Source organism: Pseudomonas nunensis (genome assembly GCF_024296925.1).
Taxonomy (GTDB): Bacteria; Pseudomonadota; Gammaproteobacteria; order Pseudomonadales; family Pseudomonadaceae; genus Aquipseudomonas; species Aquipseudomonas nunensis.
The window spans coordinates 2,355,563-2,371,585 of record NZ_CP101125.1 but is presented as its reverse complement, the minus strand read 5'-3'; the positions used below and the strand labels follow the sequence as shown (position 1 = coordinate 2,371,585).

Below are 16,023 nucleotides of genomic sequence, written 5' to 3'. Positions count from 1 at the left end.
CCTGGTTTCGCAAATGCCTCTGACCGTCAAATCCCGCCGTAAGCGCAGCGCCCGAATTGCTGTGACTGTATTAAGCGGGGTGCTCCCGGTTCTGTTGGGCGTCGCCATCCTTTATATGCAAGCCGGGCGCGTACTGAAACAAAGCACCGAGCAAACCGCCGAGGAAGCCTTGCGTCAATTCAACCTGATGCTCGACAACACTGCCGAAGCGGCGCGAGTGTTGCTGCCCCTGGCCGGCGACCGTTGCGAGGATGCCAAACTGGCGCTGCGCGAACAGGTGACCCGCAGACCTTTTGTGCGCTCGACCAATCTGGTGTGGGACAACAACCTCTATTGCAGTTCGTTGTTTGGCGACTATCAGGAGAAGGTCAACCCCGGCGACTACACGCAAGGCCAGTTGTGGTTGATGAATGGCAATCCGGTAACGCCCAATACCGCGTTGCTGGTTTATCGTCTCAGCGATGGCCAAAAAGGCGCGCTGACCACCCTCGACGGTTATCACTTGAGCAACGTACTGCGACTGATCGGCCGTCAGACTTCATTGTTGCTGCAAGTCGGCAATAACTGGTTATCCGCCGACGGCAAGGTGCATGACAGCGCCCTGCCCGTCTTGCCGGTGGCGCAGAGCACACGGGTTTCCGAGCAGTACGCGTTTACCGTGGCCGCCGGTTTTCCCGAGGGCGAAACCTGGCGCTACATGAGCCGCGAATATCCGCCGCTGTTCAGCCTGCTGATCTTTTTTGGCGTGGTGTCGGGCACGATCGGCCACATTCTGCAAAAACGCGCCTCGTCACCCAGTGTTGAACTTCAACGGGCGCTGGAGGCTGGCGAGTTCATTCCGTATTTCCAGCCCGTGGTGCATGGCGACACCAAAAAGTGGAGCGGCGCCGAGGTGTTGATGCGCTGGAATCATCCCAAGGAAGGTCTGGTGCGCCCGGACCTGTTTATCCCGTTTGCCGAACACTCAGGCCTGATCGTACCGATGACCCACTCATTGATGCAAAAGACTGCCGCGTTGCTGGCACCGGTATCGGCCACGTTTGAGGGACCGTTTCATATTGGTATCAACATCACCGCCAGCCACTGCCGGGACTTGGAACTGGTGGAGGATTGCCGCGTGTTTCTCAGCGCCTTCGCGCCCGGCAGCATCAGCCTGGTGCTGGAGCTGACCGAGCGCGAACTGATCGAGCCCACGGCCATTACTCTCCAATTGTTCGAGCAACTTCACGAGTTGGGCGTGATGATCGCCATCGATGACTTCGGCACCGGCCATTCAAGCCTGGGTTACTTGCGCCAATTCAACGTGGACTTCCTGAAAATCGATCAGAGTTTTGTCGCCATGATCGGTGCCGACGCCCTCTCCCGGCACATTCTGGACAGCATCATCGAACTCTCGGCCAAGCTGGACTTGGGAATTGTTGCCGAAGGTGTAGAAACCGAGGCACAAAGCGATTACCTGACCGCCCATCACGTGAACTTCCTGCAAGGCTACCTGTTCGGCCGGCCGATGCCCGGCGCGGACTTCATTAATGCATTAAGTCTTCATTAACCGACGCTGCAGATAACGAAACCCGCACCAAATTGAATCAAAAGACTGCTGTTGTTACATGAAGAAAAAGACATGATTTACTCTTGAGCAATTAACTACTACAATTTTTCTTACCCTGTGCAAGATTGGCAGGTGAGCCATTATCACCGAGTCGCTTCAAGGCTCTTGGCTTATAGCTTTGTTTGCGGTTGGTATCAGCCAAACACACTATTGGAGTAAAGATATTGTCCAGACTCGCTGAATTTCGTGCAGCTGAAAAGGCCCTTCAAGAACAGCTCAAGCAGCTGGAATCCTTGAAGAACGATGCCGGGCTCAAGAAAGAAATCGAATTCGAAGAAAAGCTCCAGGGGCTGATGAAAACCTACGGCAAAAGCCTGCGCGACATCATCGCCATTCTCGATCCGAACCCGGCTAAATCGGGCCTGCAACAGACCGCCGCGCCTAAAACCCGCCGCGCCCGCGTGGTCAAGGTCTATCACAACCCGCACACCGGTGAATTGATTGAAACCAAGGGCGGCAATCACCGTGGCCTGAAAGCCTGGAAGGAACAGTACGGTGCAGCCACCGTCGATTCCTGGTTGCGCGGTTAACCCTTCGCAGCAACAAAAAAAGCCCTGCTAATGCAGGGCTTTTTCATGCCTGTTATCTAACAAATGCAACGATAGTCGTCGATCAAGTTGGAAATACCTTGTACGGAGGTGCCAGACACCGGGCGCACTCAATACTTGTCGTGTACTTTGTGCTTAATCCCTTTGGGCATCTAAAAACCCGGGCCTTGAAAAATCACCGCCTTAAATTCTTCATCTAAAGTTTCAAGCTGTTACGGGCCGCCGCTATTTCATCCTGACTTGCCTTATAAACCTCAGCCTGCCCCGCGTAGGAAAGAACATAGGCGGTGTCTGCCTGTACGGCAGCGACCAATGTTTGAGAAAGCACGTGCCGGCCGTTCTGGGTGATTGTGCACGTGGTTTCAAGCGCTGACAGTTGACTCAATGTAGCCGGGTGAATCTTGTTGCAGACACTCTGATAGCCACCCTGGAAAAAGTCTTTCTGCACCGACTTGCGCATCTCCAGCAACACGCCCTGCAAGTTCACCTGATGGCCGCTTTCCACTGGGGTCATGGTCAGCTCCATTACCAGCACCTGATTGCCATCGGCATCGTTTTTCACCGCGCGCTGGCGTGACACTTGTGGCTCGGCTTGATTTGGCGCAACGACTTCCACTTCCCAGCCGCTTGGCCAGGTGATGCTTGGGGTGTCTGCCTGCACCGTCGAGGCCAGTGCAAACAAACCCATGAAAACGAATAGCGATGCAAACGGTCGGATCATTACGAGAGGCACTCACAGATTGAACCACAAAGTCTGAGCCTCACCCGGCCGTCAGGCAATAGCCGGGCGTTTTGGTTTGGCGATGTCGGGACGCTTGCGTATCATTGCGACCATTCGCCAGCCCCACTTATTTTCCGGAGGGCCCATGAGCCTGCACGAATTGAACACCTTCCCCGGCGTCACCGCCGCACCGGACACCGCAACCCAGAAGTTCGTCTTCAACCACACCATGTTGCGGGTCAAGGACATCACCAAGTCCCTGGATTTCTACACGCGCATCCTCGGTTTCTCGCTGGTTGAAAAGCGTGACTTCCCGGAAGCCGAGTTCAGCCTGTACTTCCTGGCGCTGGTCGATAAAAACCAGATCCCGGCCGATGCAGCAGCACGTACCGAGTGGATGAAGTCGATCCCCGGCATTCTGGAACTGACCCACAACCACGGCACCGAAAACGATCCGGAGTTTGCCTACCATAACGGCAACACCGACCCGCGTGGCTTTGGCCATATCTGCATTTCGGTTCCTGACATCCGCGCGGCGTGCGAACGCTTCGAAGCCTTGGGCTGTGATTTCCAGAAGCGCCTGAACGATGGCCGCATGAAGAGCCTGGCGTTTATCAAGGACCCGGATGCTTACTGGGTCGAAATCATCCAGCCAGCACCGATGTAAAACCTGGCAATATTCCCCTGTGGGAGCGGGCTTGCTCGCGAAAGCGGTGTGTCATCCAGCATCAATGTTAACTGACACGACGCCTTCGCGAGCAAGCTCGCTCCCACATTGGAAATGCGCGAGACAAAAAAACCCCATGATCACTCATGGGGTTTTGTGTTTTCAGCGCTGGCGTTTACGCCGGGGCCGAGGTGCGGATCAGGTGGTCGAATGCGCTGAGGGAAGCCTTGGCGCCCTCGCCCACTGCAATCACAATCTGCTTGTACGGCACGGTAGTCACGTCACCGGCAGCAAACACACCCGGCAGCGAAGTCTCGCCACGCGCATCGACGATGATCTCGCCACGCGGCGACAACTCGACGGTGCCTTTGAGCCAATCGGTGTTCGGCAACAAACCGATCTGCACGAAGATCCCTTCCAGCTCGACCGTGGTGAACTCACCCGAATCGCGATCCTTGTAGACCAGGCCGGTCACTTTCTGCCCGTCACCCTTCACTTCGCTGGTCAGCGCGCTGGTGATGACGTTGACGTTCGGCAGGCTGTACAACTTGCGTTGCAGGACCGCATCGGCGCGCAGCTTGCTGTCGAATTCCAGCAGCGTGACGTGGCTGACGATACCGGCCAGGTCAATGGCCGCTTCGACGCCGGAGTTACCGCCACCGATCACCGCTACGCGTTTACCCTTGAACAACGGACCATCGCAGTGCGGGCAGAAACACACGCCCTTGGCTTTATATTGCTGCTCGCCCGGCACACCCATTTCGCGCCAGCGGGCGCCGGTGGCAAGGATCAGTGCCTTGGTTTTCAGGCTGGCACCGCTTTCGAAGCGCACTTCGTGCAGTTCGCCGACGTTCTTCGCCGGGATCAGCGCGGTGGCACGTTGCAGGTTCATGATGTCGACGTCGTATTGCTTGACGTGTTCTTCCAGGGCGCTGGCCAGTTTCGGCCCTTCGGTTTCCTGCACGGAGATGAAGTTTTCGATGGCCATGGTGTCGAGCACCTGCCCACCAAAACGTTCAGCGGCCACGCCGGTACGAATGCCTTTACGGGCGGCGTAGATCGCGGCCGCAGCACCGGCCGGGCCACCGCCGACGATCAAGACGTCAAAGGCTTCTTTGGCGCTGATCTTCTCGGCTTGCAGTTCGGCACCGCTGGTGTCGATCTTGGCGAGGATTTCTTCCACGCCCATGCGGCCCTGGCCGAAGATTTCACCGTTCAGGTAGACGCTTGGCACCGCCATGATCTGGCGCTTGTCGACTTCGGCCTGGAACAGCCCACCGTCGATGGCGACGTGGCGGATGTTCGGGTTGAGCACGGCCATCAGGTTCAGCGCCTGGACCACGTCCGGGCAGTTCTGGCAGGACAGCGAGAAGTAAGTCTCGAAGCTGAACTCGCCTTTGAGCGAGCGAATCTGTTCGATCACTTCGACACTGGCTTTCGAAGGGTGACCGCCGACTTGCAGCAAGGCCAGCACCAACGAAGTGAATTCGTGACCCATCGGGATGCCGGCGAAACGCAGGCTGATGTCGGCACCCGGGCGATTGATCGAGAACGATGGCTTGCGTGCATCATCACCGTTGTCGAGCAAAGTAATTTGCGTGGAAAGACTGGCAACGTCTTTCAACAGTTCGAGCATTTCCTGGGATTTCGCACCGTCGTCGAGGGAGGCAACGATCTCGATCGGTTGGGTGACCCGTTCCAGGTACGATTTCAACTGGGCTTTAAGATTGGCGTCCAACATACGGGCGATTTCCTTTACTTTATTTGAGGCGAAAAAAAACGCCCGAGCGAATCTCGCCCGGGCGTTTTTATTGGGCGGTTGCAGCTTACTTAGGTGCGGAAACCCGCCCTGGTGATGCTTGCGTCACAGACTTAGATCTTGCCGACCAGGTCCAGGGACGGAGCCAGAGTGGCCTCGCCTTCTTTCCACTTGGCTGGGCAAACTTCGCCCGGGTGAGCAGCAACGTACTGGGCAGCCTTGATTTTGCGCAGCAGTTCGGAAGCGTCACGACCAACACCGCCATCGTTCAGCTCAACGATTTTGATCTGGCCTTCCGGGTTGATCACGAAGGTGCCACGGTCAGCCAGGCCAACTTCTTCGATCAGTACGTCGAAGTTGCGGGAGATGGCGTGGGTTGGGTCGCCGATCATGGTGTATTCGATTTTGCCGATGGCTGGCGAAGTGTTGTGCCAGGCAGCGTGAGCAAAGTGAGTGTCAGTGGAAACGCTGTAGATTTCGACGCCCAGTTTCTGGAACGCGGCGTAGTTGTCAGCCAGGTCTTCCAGTTCGGTTGGGCAAACGAAAGTGAAGTCAGCTGGGTAGAAGAACACGACAGACCATTTGCCTTTCAGGTCTGCGTCCGACACTTGTACGAAGTCGCCATTTTTGTAAGCGGTAGCTTTGAACGGTTTTACTTGGCTGTTGATGATAGGCATCGGTGACTCTCCGTCAGGGTTGAAAAGTTGGGTTGAGAAGTTGATGGAGTGAATCCTACCCACTCGATAGCCGGATGGCTCATTGGCAAAGCTCATGCTGCTCATTGGTTTTCGCTATTAGCAGAACGTATTAATAGAAGAAAACTTACTTAGCAGCGCCAATGGCCTTTTCCGCGAGGGGCGTCATCCCGAGAAACGGGCTGGCTTCAACATAGCGCATGGCGGATTTCATATCCTTCCAGCCCACGTAACTCATCAACGACTTCAGGTCCCAACCACTCTGATGGGCCCATGTTGCAAAACCGCGACGCAAGGAGTGACTGGTGTAGTGCTCGGCCGGAATGCCGGCGCGCTCCAGTGCCTGGCGCAACAGCGGAATCACGCTGTTGGCGTGCAAGCCCTCCTCACTCAGGTGACCCCAGCGGTCGATGCCACGAAACACCGGACCGCGAACCAATGCAGCTTCAGTGATCCAGGCGATGTAGGCCTGCACCGGACACAAACGCTGCAACGCCGGCGTCTGATAGGTCTTGCCGAGGTTTTCGCGGTCGCTCTTGCTGCGCGGCAGATAGAGCGTGATGCCCGATTGAGCGACGGCTTTTACGTGCTCGATCTGCAATCGGCACAGCTCATCGCTGCGAAAGCCGCGCCAGAAGCCCAGAAGGATCAGCGCCATGTCGCGCCGTGCCCGCAGCAATCCTGGCTGATCACCTCCGTTCCGGGCGGTTTGCGCTTCCTGCTCCAGCCACGCCACCACTTGCTCCAGGTGTTGAAGCTGCAATGGTTCGGCTTGTTTCTCTTGCGCCGGGTGCAGCGCGCGAATCCCTTTGAACACCTGGCGCACCACTGGCGCCTTGGTTGGATCGGCAAAGCCTTGGCTGTTGTGCCATTGCGCCAATGCCGACAGGCGCAGCTTCAGCGTATTCACCGACAGCACGCCCGCATGCGCGACCAGATAACGCGCAACGCTATCGCTGGTCGCCGGCAGGAACCCACCCCAACTGACTTCGAAGTGCTCAATGGCCGCCCGGTAGCTGCGACGGGTGTTGTCGCGGGTGGCTGCTTGCAGGTAGCGATCCAGATCGGTCATGGGCTCAACTCTCGAAAACGTACTGCTGTGGCGGGTTAAAACCGCATCTACAGATCATCACACGGGGTAATACCAGTATATCCCGTACCAGTAATCTGGAGTATTTACCTTTTTATTTGCAATGGTACAATGTGTACAGCAGTGGTACGTACCACATTACGAAATCGTAGGAAGACTCATGGCTCGTGGCGGTGTAAATAAAGCAGTGGTTCAAGCAGCACGGCTGGCGATCCTCGCCCGTGGCGAAAACCCCAGCATTGATGCGGTACGAATCGAGATGGGCAATACCGGCTCGAAAACCACGATTCATCGCTATTTGAAGGAATTGGATGGCGGCCCGGAGCGTACTGAAGCGACGTCCGAACCCATCGATGATGAGCTGGCCGGACTGGTGTCGCGCCTGGCGCAACGCCTGAAGGAGCAGGCGCAAGAGCCGATTGATCAGGCCCGCGAGCAGTTCAACCGCCAGCGCAAGGAGTTGGAGTCACAGCTCGATGAAGCCCGAGAGGCCAACAGCGAACTGCATCAGCAATATGAAATTCAAAGCCTGGCACTGACTCAGGAATCCGACGCGCTGCTGGAAACCCGCTCGATGCTGCAGACCGAGCAAACCCGCAACGCCGGGCTGAACCAGGCGCTGGCGGATTTTGAATTGCGCTTGAAAGACAAGGACGAGCAGATCCGCTCCCTCGAAGAGAAACACCTGCACGCCCGGGACGCGCTCGAACATTATCGCAATGCCGTCAAGGAGCAGCGCGAACAGGATCAGCGTCGCCATGAAGGCCAGGTGCAACAGATTCAGATGGAATTGCGCCAGGCCCAGCAAAGCGCCCTCGTCCGTCAGGATGAGATCACCCAGTTGCATCGCGACAACGAGCGCTTGCTAACCGAGAACCGTGGAACGCTGCGGGAGTTGAGCCTGCTACAAGAGCAGCTCAAACAAGCCAATACTCGCCAGGATCAACTGCTGGAACAAGCCAACCGCGTCGACAGCGAACGCACCCTTCTTCAGGAACGCTTGCGCATCGCCTTGCTGGAAAGTCAGGCGCTCAAACAGAACGTCGACGAGCAGTCGCAGATCAATCAGTCACTGGAAGTCGAATTGGCGAAGACCCAGGCCAGCCTGGATGAAAGCGTGCGTCTGGCGGCAGTCGTTGCGACGGCGCCAGACGCAGCTAAAGACGATTAACCCGCGACCGGCGTCCGCATGGTGACGAACTCTTCGGCGGCCGTCGGGTGCACACCGATGGTTTCGTCGAAATCGCGCTTGGTGGCGCCGGCCTTCAGGGCAATCGCCAAACCTTGGACGATTTCCCCGGCATCGGGACCGACCATGTGGCAGCCCAACACCTTGTCAGTCTTGGCATCCACAACCAGTTTCATGAGCGTGCGCTCCTGACACTCGGTCAGGGTCAGCTTCATTGGCCGGAAACGGCTTTCGTAGATCACCACGTCATGCCCGGCTTCCCGGGCTTCTTCTTCGGTGAGGCCGACGGTGCCGATGTTCGGCAAGCTGAACACCGCTGTCGGGATCATCTTGTAGTCCACCGGACGATACTGCTCAGGCTTGAACAAGCGTCGCGCAACCGCCATGCCTTCTGCCAGCGCCACCGGGGTCAGTTGCACACGACCAATCACATCGCCCAGTGCCAGAATCGAAGGCTCGGCGGTTTGATATTGCTCATCGACTTCAACGAAACCTTTCTTGTCGAGTTTGACGTCCGTGTTCTCCAGCCCAAGGTTGTCCAGCATCGGACGTCGCCCAGTGGCATAGAACACGCAGTCGGCTTCCAGCTCGCGGCCATCCTTGAGGGTCGCTTTCAGGCTGCCGTCGGCCAGTTTCTCGATACGCTCGATGTCCGCATTGAACTGCAGGTCCATACCGCGCTTGGTCAGCTCTTCCTGCAGGTGTTTGCGCACCGCGCCGTCAAAGCCGCGCAGGAACAGGTCGCCGCGATACAGCAGCGTGGTTTGTGCGCCCAGACCGTGGAAGATCCCAGCGAACTCCACTGCGATGTAACCACCGCCGACCACCAGAACGCGCTTCGGCAATTCTTTGAGGAAGAACGCCTGATTGGAGCTGATCGCGTGTTCGTGCCCCGGAATCTCCGGGATCTGCGGCCAGCCGCCAGTAGCAATCAGAATGTTCTTGGCGCTGTAGTGCTCGCCATTGATCTCGACCGTATTCGGGTCGACGATCTTGGCGTGGCCTTCGTGCAAGGTCACGCCGCTGTTGACCAGCAGGTTGCGATAAATGCCGTTGAGGCGATTGATCTCGCGATCCTTGTTGGCGATCAGCGTCGCCCAATCGAACTTCGCCTCGCCCAGGCTCCAGCCGAAACCGGAAGACTGCTCGAAGTCTTCAGCGAAGTGCGCACCGTAGACCAACAGTTTTTTCGGCACGCAGCCGACGTTCACGCAAGTACCGCCCAGGTAGCGGCTTTCGGCCACCGCCACTTTCGCGCCGAAACCGGCCGCGAATCGCGCAGCCCGCACACCGCCGGAACCGGCGCCAATCACATAAAGGTCAAAATCGTAGGCCATTTCTATCTCCTCGGCAGGCCATCAGCATACCCGCAGACGTCTATTGGGCAAGCGCTGCGAACGATATGGGGCCTGAAAACGAAAAAACCACCCGAAGGTGGTTTTCTCAGTACAGGTCAGTCAAGCGCTATCAGTAAGCCTTGCCAGTCTTGTAGAAGTTCTCGAAGCAGAAGTTGGTCGCTTCGATGTAGCCTTCAGCGCCACCGCAGTCGAAGCGCTTGCCTTTGAACTTGTAGGCAATCACGCAACCGTTTTGCGCCTGTTTCATCAAGGCGTCGGTGATCTGGATTTCGCCGCCCTTGCCTGGCTCGGTTTGCTTGATCAGGTCAAAGATGTCCGGGGTCAAGATGTAACGGCCGATGATCGCCAGGTTCGACGGTGCATCCTCCGGAGCCGGTTTTTCAACCATGTTGCGCACGCGGTACAGATCGTCACCGATCAAGTCACCGGCAATCACGCCGTACTTGTTGGTTTCCAGCGGATCGACTTCCTGGATCGCGATGATCGAGCAGCGGTACTGTTTGTACAGCTTGACCATCTGGGTCAGGACGCCGTCACCGTCGAGGTTGACGCACAAGTCGTCCGCCAGCACCACGGCGAAAGGTTCGTCGCCGATCAGTGGACGGCCGGTCAGGATCGCGTGGCCCAGGCCCTTCATTTCGGTCTGGCGAGTGTAGGAGAACGAGCACTCGTCGAGCAGTTTGCGGATGCCGACCAGGTATTTTTCCTTGTCGGTGCCCTTGATCTGGTTTTCCAGCTCGTAGCTGATGTCGAAGTGGTCTTCCAGAGCGCGTTTACCGCGACCGGTCACGATGGAGATTTCAGTCAACCCAGCGTCCAGTGCTTCTTCGACGCCGTACTGGATCAGTGGCTTGTTTACCACCGGCAGCATTTCTTTGGGCATGGCTTTAGTCGCTGGCAGGAAGCGAGTACCGTAACCGGCTGCTGGGAACAAGCATTTCTTGATCATATAAGTCCTTGAAAGGGCTGTGTGTACGAGTTTCGGCGCAGTCTAATCAGGCGGCGTGCACCTTACAATGCCCCGCGCTGGCTAACCGATGCCATCATAGAGAAATATTCTGGCGGATAGTTCCCGTAAGCTTTTATAGATAGCACAGACCATCGGCTTTGCACTGACCGACAATCACATCACCATACGCCCATCAGCCCCCGTTGAGGGCATTTGGCGTTATCATGGCGCGATTGAACCAGCCAACGAGGCAGATAGATGTCGGTAGCAAAAAGCGTCAATGGGTACCTGATCAACCAGGCGAAGGACGGCCAATGGTGGGTAGACAGCGTTGCTGGCGAAAATATCGCTGGACCTTTCCCGACCGAAGCGTTGGCGATCGAGGTGGCATCGGTGTTGCAAGATCAACCCGCAGGCCCGAAGCGGCGCGGCAAGGACAAGTCCTGAAACGCATCTGATTCGAGCAGCCCTGCCCCTGTGCAGGGCTTTTTTACGCTTGTTCGCAACAAAGTGGCCAATCGCTATAACCTTTTGACACCGCTGCTGTCACAGGCTTAGCCCCATCATCTGACGACGACAACGACATGAACAAACTTCTAGCACTGATTGCAGTACTGGCGCTCACTGGCTGCGCCACATCCGAAAAGACCTATCTGAACAATGGCGAGCAAGGGCTGACTATCGACTGCTCCGGGGAGGCCAATTCCTGGGCTACCTGCTATGAAAAAGCCGATGACTCGTGTGCCGGCACTGGCTACCGGATCGTAGGAACCGACGGAACCCCGTCGACCAAGGAAAGCGACAAAACCCTGGGTGTCGATGTGGGCAACTTCAAGAACCGCAGCGTAGTGGTGGTCTGCAAGTAGGGCGCCCTGCCCTACATGTGGATTTCGGCAAATTTGATCCCGAGGCCGCGCACGGCCTCGATCAGATCGTCCAGGCGACTGAAGGATTCGACTTCGTCGTTATCATCCACCAGGAAATAACTGCGCCCGGCACTCTTCTTGAAAAACACGATCCATTCCCCCGAGTTCGCCGGGTTCTGAATAACGTGGGTGGCAGAGATATGGCCCTCTGCATGGCGTTCACGTACTTGCTCTCGCTTCATGCGCGGCTCCAGAAATGACAATGCCGCCAAAGTGTTGCCTTGGCGGCATCAGGCAGGCTGTCGATTCTATCAGCCGGAAATGCACGCGGTAGCGGCACGCTGAATATCTTTGGGGCGTACCGGCACGTTGGACATGCGCTCATGCAATTTGATACCGCTGCCGCCGGAGCGGTCTTCGATATCGAATACGGCGGCCGGCCCCGAGGAAAACTTCCCTGGAACGATCACACGCATGCCGTCCTTGTGCGGCTCAAGTTGCAAGGCGCCACGGCTGGGAGCCAGTTTCTCGACCAGGCACTGTGCATATTCCTGGGGTTTTTTACCTGAGATCACGATCATGGTCGGCAGTGTTTCGTTGATTTCTGCGACGTTTGCACAACCACTCACCGCCAAAGCCAGTGGCAAGACCAGGACACCCCATTTCATACAAAACCTCCGATAAAGACCCTCCGACAGCGTAATGACTGTTTTTCTCCGAGGCTCGTTGCATTTATCGCTCATAGAATTCCGAATAACTGTTTTTAATTGTCAAACACGACGCTGACAGCCGGATAATAACCCGTTCGGGCTGATAAACTGTGCCAATTGCCCTGCTATCGTTTTGATTTTGTAGAAAAAGCCCTTCTGGAGGCGCCTCATGAAATTTATCCACCAGCGCGAGCACCTCAATGAAGACGACATCGTCGTCATCCAGTGCTCCCAAATGTGCAACATCCGCTTGATGAACGACGCCAACTTCCGCAGCTTCAAGAATGGCGGTCGTCACACTTATCACGGCGGCGCATTCGACACTTTCCCTGCGCGCATCACCGCTCCAAGCACCGGTTTCTGGAACATCACCATCGACATGGTCAACAGCCGCAAAGCCATCAGCGTTACGCGCAAGCCGACCTTGACCCACTCGATCAAGATCGTTCGCCGTTCCAGCACCAAACTGAGCTGATCAACGTCCACACACGCAAAAAGGCAGACATCACCGTGGCCCAAACGACCAAGTACGTCATCAAATACAAACTCAACGGCGAGCGCCGCTTCGAATTTGCCCAGCTTGTAAACGGCTCTGAAGAAGAAGCCAAAGCTGCGCTGGACGCCATTCATGGCCAGGGCGAAGACGTGATCAGCGACATCAGCGTCAGCAAAGCGCTGTAACGCGACCGGGAGCGATAACACGGACGTCGGCTCCCCGCCCCGCTCGAATTCGACCGCAAGCGCCGGAGTGTTCGCTCGATCGGCGCTCCCTAGACTGGCCACCTCAACCTTTGGTTAAGGAGTCAGAACATGTCTACTTCCTCGATTCGCTACATCAGCGGCACTTGCTCGCTGGGCGTATTGTTGCTGGCCTTCAGTGACAAGGGGCTTTGTGCGTTGCTGCTTGGCGATGACATGGCCACTCTTGAACGCGATCTGGCGCGACGCTTTAGCGGCGATCTCCAGCGCGATGAAGGCTTGATGCCTCAGTTGCAGCAGACCGTGCGCCACCTCGACGATCCACACCAGGCATTCGATGTGCCGCTGGATCTGGCGGGCAGCGCCTTTCAGCGGCAAGTCTGGAATGCCCTGCAACAAATTCCGGTGGGCCAGACCGCCAGCTATCGCGACATTGCGCAACGTCTCGACCAGCCCAAGGCTTTTCGCGCGGTGGCCAATGCCTGCGGCGCCAACCCGATTGCCGTGATCGTGCCGTGTCATCGGGTGCTGCGCCACGACGGCAGCCTCGGCGGTTATCGTTGGGGCCTGGAGCGCAAACGGCAGTTGCTGGAACGTGAGACGCAACAATGAGCAAGCTGGACTGGACCTTGCTGGAACAACAACTCGATCAGGACGGTTGCGCCATTATCCGTTCGTTGGTGAGCCACGAAACCTGTGACCAAGTCAGCGCGTTGTACCCCCGGCCCGAGCCCTTCCGCTCACAAGTGATGATGGCCCGCCACGGGTTCGGGCGCGGGGAGTACAAGTACTTCAAGTACCCGTTGCCGGACACGGTGGCCCGGTTGCGCGGCGCGCTCTACCCGCGATTGGTGCCCATTGCCAATCGCTGGTACGAGCAGATGAACCTGCCGACCCGGTTCCCCGACAACCACGCAGCGTTTCTCGAACGCTGCCATGCCGCTGGTCAGGAGCGCCCGACACCGTTGTTGCTGCAATATGGTCCTCAGGACTACAACTGCCTGCATCAGGACTTGTACGGCGAGCATGTTTTCCCACTGCAAGTGGCGATTCTGCTGTCAGAACCGGACGACGACTTCACCGGTGGAGAATTTGTGCTGACCGAGCAGCGCCCGAGAATGCAATCGAGGCCTCAGGTGATCGGTCTGAAGAAAGGCGACGGCCTGATCTTTGCCGTCAACCAGCGACCGGTCAAAGGCGTTCGCGGCTATTACCGAGTCACTATGCGCCACGGCGTCAGTCGCCTGCACAGTGGCAAACGGCATACCCTTGGAATCATCTTTCACGATGCGCTATGAACCCATGAACCCGACCACCCTCGATTTGTTCGCCGACAGCGAGCCCGAACAGCCGCCCCGGCGCGAACAGATCGGCGAACAGTCCTACGTGCTCCGGGGCTTTGCCCTGCCCCTGATCGACCGATTGCTACCGGCGCTGGAAGCCGTTCTACTGGCCGCGCCGTTTCGGCAAATGGTCACGCCCGGCGGTTTCACCATGTCGGTGGGCCTGAGCAGTTGCGGCACGCTGGGCTGGACCACGGACCGCAGCGGCTATCGTTACACCCGCAACGATCCGCAAACCGGGCAACCCTGGCCGGCGATGCCCGAGGTGTTTTTCGAGCTGGCGCAAGCGGCGGCGCGGGAAGCAGGATTTGCCGACTTCGTGCCGGATTCCTGCCTGATCAACCGCTATATCCCAGGCGCCAAGATGTCATTGCATCAGGACAAAGACGAAGGTTCCTACGCAGCGCCGATCGTTTCGGTGTCCTTGGGTTTGCCGGCGATGTTTTTGTTTGGCGGCTTCGAACGCAGCGACAAGAGCCAGCGTGTGCCGCTGTTTCATGGGGACATCGTGGTCTGGGGCGGCGTTGATCGCTTGCGTTACCACGGCGTCTTGCCAATCAAGGACGGCCAGCACCCGCGACTGGGCGAACAGCGGATCAATTTCACGTTTCGTAGCGCGGGTTGAATTTGACCGCAAGACCCGGAGTGTTGCGTTCCCGCCGACTGCTTAATCTGTATGAAACCCGTCAACGGACCTGAAGCCATGACCACCCCTTCGACCCACATCGCGACCGAGAACGACCCACGCTGGGCCGCAGTAGTCGCCCGCGATCCCAAGGCTGACGGGCAGTTCGTCTACGCGGTGAAAACCACCGGCATCTATTGCCGCCCCAGCAGCCTGGCGCGCTTGCCGAAACCGCAGAACGTCGAATTCTTCGATACTGCCGAACAGGCGCAGGCAGCGGGTTATCGCCCGAGCAAACGGGCGGCGAAGGATCAAAGCGCTGTGGCCGCCCAGCATGCCGCGACCGTGGCGGCTGCTTGCCGTCAGATCGAATCCGCCGAGAACTTGCCGGCGCTGGGTGAACTGGCCGAGGCGGCGGGCCTCAGCAGCTTTCACTTCCATCGTGTGTTCAAAGCCGTCACTGGCCTGACGCCCAAGGGCTACGCCAGCGCACACCGCTCACGCAAGGTTCGCGAGCGCTTGAGCGTCGGCGGTTCGGTGACCGACGCGCTGTATGGCGCGGGTTTCAATTCGAACAGCCGATTCTACGAGGCGGCCGATCAGCTATTGGGCATGAAGCCCGGTGATTACCGCGCCGAAGGCCAGAACAACGACATCCGCTTTGCGGTCGGCCAATGCTCCCTTGGGGCGATCCTGGTAGCACAAAGTGAACGGGGTATCTGCGCGATTCTGTTGGGGGACGATCCACACCAACTGGTGTGCGATCTGCAGGACAAGTTTCGTCGCGCGAATCTGATCGGTGCTGATCACGGGTTCGAGCAATTGATCGCCCAAGTCGTCGGCTTTATCGAGGCGCCCGCCATCGGCCTGGACTTGCCTCTGGATGTGCGCGGCACCGCTTTTCAGGAGCGCGTCTGGCAAGCCCTGCGGGAAATTCCTGCCGGCGCCACTGCCAGTTACGCCGATATCGCCCAGCGCATCGGTTCGCCGAAAGCCGTGCGCGCCGTGGCCCAGGCCTGTGGCGCGAACAGCCTGGCCGTGGCAATTCCCTGCCACCGGGTGGTGCGCAGCGACGGCAACCTGTCGGGTTATCGTTGGGGTGTGGAGCGCAAGCGGCAACTGCTGGAGCGGGAAAACCAGCCTTAGCGAGTGCCGTTGCCACCATCGCGGCCCTTTCGAGCCGCAACGACGCCTC

General features: G+C 57.8%; 19 protein-coding genes and 1 pseudogene. 12 read left to right on the top strand and 8 right to left on the bottom strand.

Annotated features, from left to right (window positions below):
* Positions 1 to 13: 13 nt before the first annotated feature.
* On the top strand, positions 14 to 1,549 hold the full coding sequence (locus NK667_RS10180) for an EAL domain-containing protein (protein ID WP_054616240.1): 1,536 nt from the start codon (positions 14 to 16) through the stop codon (positions 1,547 to 1,549).
* A 224-nt stretch (positions 1,550 to 1,773) separates the two neighbouring features.
* The gene (locus tag NK667_RS10175; RefSeq protein ID WP_054050582.1) at positions 1,774 to 2,139 is read left to right on the top strand and encodes a histone-like nucleoid-structuring protein, MvaT/MvaU family; all 366 of its coding nucleotides are present in this window, start codon (positions 1,774 to 1,776) and stop codon (positions 2,137 to 2,139) included.
* A 214-nt stretch (positions 2,140 to 2,353) separates the two neighbouring features.
* Here the strand turns inward: NK667_RS10175 and NK667_RS10170 are convergent, their stop codons facing one another.
* Complete coding sequence (locus tag NK667_RS10170) at positions 2,354 to 2,878, bottom strand: DUF4946 domain-containing protein (protein ID WP_054614591.1); 525 nt, start codon at positions 2,876 to 2,878, stop codon at positions 2,354 to 2,356.
* Positions 2,879 to 3,023: 145 nt separating this feature from the next.
* Between NK667_RS10170 and gloA the strand changes: the two genes are divergently transcribed.
* The gene (gloA, locus tag NK667_RS10165) at positions 3,024 to 3,545 is read left to right on the top strand and encodes a lactoylglutathione lyase (RefSeq protein ID WP_054050577.1); all 522 of its coding nucleotides are present in this window, start codon (positions 3,024 to 3,026) and stop codon (positions 3,543 to 3,545) included.
* A 175-nt stretch (positions 3,546 to 3,720) separates the two neighbouring features.
* On the opposite strand, the gene ahpF is transcribed toward gloA, so the two are convergent.
* The 3 genes from ahpF to NK667_RS10145 form a co-directional block, all read right to left on the bottom strand.
* Complete coding sequence (gene ahpF, locus NK667_RS10155) at positions 3,721 to 5,286, bottom strand: alkyl hydroperoxide reductase subunit F (RefSeq protein WP_054614590.1); 1,566 nt, start codon at positions 5,284 to 5,286, stop codon at positions 3,721 to 3,723.
* Positions 5,287 to 5,417: 131 nt separating this feature from the next.
* Positions 5,418 to 5,981, bottom strand: a complete 564-nt coding sequence (ahpC, locus tag NK667_RS10150) for an alkyl hydroperoxide reductase subunit C (protein WP_054050573.1) — start codon at positions 5,979 to 5,981, stop codon at positions 5,418 to 5,420.
* Positions 5,982 to 6,126: 145 nt separating this feature from the next.
* On the bottom strand, positions 6,127 to 7,071 hold the full coding sequence (locus tag NK667_RS10145) for a site-specific integrase (protein WP_054614589.1): 945 nt from the start codon (positions 7,069 to 7,071) through the stop codon (positions 6,127 to 6,129).
* Between the two features lie 178 nt (positions 7,072 to 7,249).
* Between NK667_RS10145 and NK667_RS10140 the strand changes: the two genes are divergently transcribed.
* Complete coding sequence (locus NK667_RS10140) at positions 7,250 to 8,260, top strand: DNA-binding protein (protein ID WP_054614588.1); 1,011 nt, start codon at positions 7,250 to 7,252, stop codon at positions 8,258 to 8,260.
* Here NK667_RS10140 and gorA read toward each other — a convergent pair.
* Positions 8,257 to 9,615, bottom strand: a complete 1,359-nt coding sequence (gorA, locus tag NK667_RS10135; RefSeq protein WP_054614587.1) for a glutathione-disulfide reductase — start codon at positions 9,613 to 9,615, stop codon at positions 8,257 to 8,259. The genes NK667_RS10140 and gorA overlap by 4 nt on opposite strands.
* A gap of 130 nt (positions 9,616 to 9,745) precedes the next feature.
* Positions 9,746 to 10,585, bottom strand: a complete 840-nt coding sequence (galU, locus tag NK667_RS10130; RefSeq protein WP_054050566.1) for a UTP--glucose-1-phosphate uridylyltransferase GalU — start codon at positions 10,583 to 10,585, stop codon at positions 9,746 to 9,748.
* 258 nt (positions 10,586 to 10,843) lie between these two features.
* Here galU and NK667_RS10125 point away from each other — a divergent pair, with 258 nt between their 5' ends.
* A complete protein-coding gene (locus tag NK667_RS10125; protein ID WP_054050563.1) occupies positions 10,844 to 11,032 on the top strand; it encodes a hypothetical protein in 189 nt (62 codons plus the stop codon).
* Positions 11,033 to 11,169: 137 nt separating this feature from the next.
* Complete coding sequence (locus NK667_RS10120; protein WP_054050561.1) at positions 11,170 to 11,451, top strand: hypothetical protein; 282 nt, start codon at positions 11,170 to 11,172, stop codon at positions 11,449 to 11,451.
* A gap of 11 nt (positions 11,452 to 11,462) precedes the next feature.
* On the opposite strand, the gene NK667_RS10115 is transcribed toward NK667_RS10120, so the two are convergent.
* Entirely contained in the window at positions 11,463 to 11,693 is a 231-nt protein-coding gene (locus tag NK667_RS10115) for a hypothetical protein (protein ID WP_054614586.1), read from the bottom strand.
* 69 nt (positions 11,694 to 11,762) lie between these two features.
* Positions 11,763 to 12,119: a hypothetical protein gene (locus tag NK667_RS10110; protein ID WP_054614585.1), complete on the bottom strand. Its 357-nt coding sequence runs from the start codon at positions 12,117 to 12,119 to the stop codon at positions 11,763 to 11,765.
* A 211-nt stretch (positions 12,120 to 12,330) separates the two neighbouring features.
* Between NK667_RS10110 and NK667_RS10105 the strand changes: the two genes are divergently transcribed.
* The 6 genes and pseudogenes from NK667_RS10105 to ada all read left to right on the top strand — a co-directional run bounded on the left by NK667_RS10105 (position 12,331) and on the right by ada (position 15,974).
* Positions 12,331 to 12,636 (top strand): DUF1883 domain-containing protein, encoded by a 306-nt coding sequence (locus NK667_RS10105; RefSeq protein ID WP_054050556.1) that lies wholly within the window; start codon positions 12,331 to 12,333, stop codon positions 12,634 to 12,636.
* Positions 12,637 to 12,671: 35 nt separating this feature from the next.
* Positions 12,672 to 12,842 carry a hypothetical protein gene (locus NK667_RS10100; RefSeq protein WP_177331429.1) on the top strand — a complete coding sequence of 57 codons (171 nt, stop codon included), beginning with the start codon at positions 12,672 to 12,674 and terminating at the stop codon, positions 12,840 to 12,842.
* A gap of 354 nt (positions 12,843 to 13,196) precedes the next feature.
* Positions 13,197 to 13,472, top strand: a pseudogene (locus tag NK667_RS32815) (methylated-DNA--[protein]-cysteine S-methyltransferase); the annotation flags it as partial.
* The gene (locus tag NK667_RS10090; protein ID WP_054614583.1) at positions 13,469 to 14,158 is read left to right on the top strand and encodes a 2OG-Fe(II) oxygenase; all 690 of its coding nucleotides are present in this window, start codon (positions 13,469 to 13,471) and stop codon (positions 14,156 to 14,158) included. The pseudogene NK667_RS32815 and the gene NK667_RS10090, both read left to right, overlap by 4 nt.
* A complete protein-coding gene (gene alkB, locus NK667_RS10085) occupies positions 14,148 to 14,828 on the top strand; it encodes a DNA oxidative demethylase AlkB (RefSeq protein ID WP_054614582.1) in 681 nt (226 codons plus the stop codon). Before NK667_RS10090 ends, alkB begins: the two co-directional genes overlap by 11 nt.
* Before the next feature lie 78 nt (positions 14,829 to 14,906).
* Complete coding sequence (ada, locus tag NK667_RS10080) at positions 14,907 to 15,974, top strand: bifunctional DNA-binding transcriptional regulator/O6-methylguanine-DNA methyltransferase Ada (protein ID WP_054616239.1); 1,068 nt, start codon at positions 14,907 to 14,909, stop codon at positions 15,972 to 15,974.
* Positions 15,975 to 16,023: the final 49 nt, after the last annotated feature.

Bases quoted from the DNA above. Each gene is read 5' to 3' on its own strand.
- NK667_RS10180 (WP_054616240.1), top strand. From the start codon at position 14: ATGCCTCTGACCGTCAAATCCCGCCGTAAGCGCAGCGCCCGAATTGCT.
- NK667_RS10170 (WP_054614591.1), bottom strand. From the start codon at position 2,878: ATGATCCGACCGTTTGCATCGCTATTCGTTTTCATGGGTTTGTTTGCA.
- gloA (WP_054050577.1), top strand. From the start codon at position 3,024: ATGAGCCTGCACGAATTGAACACCTTCCCCGGCGTCACCGCCGCACCG.
- ahpF (WP_054614590.1), bottom strand. From the start codon at position 5,286: ATGTTGGACGCCAATCTTAAAGCCCAGTTGAAATCGTACCTGGAACGG.
- ahpC (WP_054050573.1), bottom strand. From the start codon at position 5,981: ATGCCTATCATCAACAGCCAAGTAAAACCGTTCAAAGCTACCGCTTAC.
- NK667_RS10145 (WP_054614589.1), bottom strand. From the start codon at position 7,071: ATGACCGATCTGGATCGCTACCTGCAAGCAGCCACCCGCGACAACACC.
- NK667_RS10140 (WP_054614588.1), top strand. From the start codon at position 7,250: ATGGCTCGTGGCGGTGTAAATAAAGCAGTGGTTCAAGCAGCACGGCTG.
- gorA (WP_054614587.1), bottom strand. From the start codon at position 9,615: ATGGCCTACGATTTTGACCTTTATGTGATTGGCGCCGGTTCCGGCGGT.
- galU (WP_054050566.1), bottom strand. From the start codon at position 10,585: ATGATCAAGAAATGCTTGTTCCCAGCAGCCGGTTACGGTACTCGCTTC.
- NK667_RS10125 (WP_054050563.1), top strand. From the start codon at position 10,844: ATGTCGGTAGCAAAAAGCGTCAATGGGTACCTGATCAACCAGGCGAAG.
- NK667_RS10120 (WP_054050561.1), top strand. From the start codon at position 11,170: ATGAACAAACTTCTAGCACTGATTGCAGTACTGGCGCTCACTGGCTGC.
- NK667_RS10115 (WP_054614586.1), bottom strand. From the start codon at position 11,693: ATGAAGCGAGAGCAAGTACGTGAACGCCATGCAGAGGGCCATATCTCT.
- NK667_RS10110 (WP_054614585.1), bottom strand. From the start codon at position 12,119: ATGAAATGGGGTGTCCTGGTCTTGCCACTGGCTTTGGCGGTGAGTGGT.
- NK667_RS10105 (WP_054050556.1), top strand. From the start codon at position 12,331: ATGAAATTTATCCACCAGCGCGAGCACCTCAATGAAGACGACATCGTC.
- NK667_RS10090 (WP_054614583.1), top strand. From the start codon at position 13,469: ATGAGCAAGCTGGACTGGACCTTGCTGGAACAACAACTCGATCAGGAC.
- alkB (WP_054614582.1), top strand. From the start codon at position 14,148: ATGCGCTATGAACCCATGAACCCGACCACCCTCGATTTGTTCGCCGAC.
- ada (WP_054616239.1), top strand. From the start codon at position 14,907: ATGACCACCCCTTCGACCCACATCGCGACCGAGAACGACCCACGCTGG.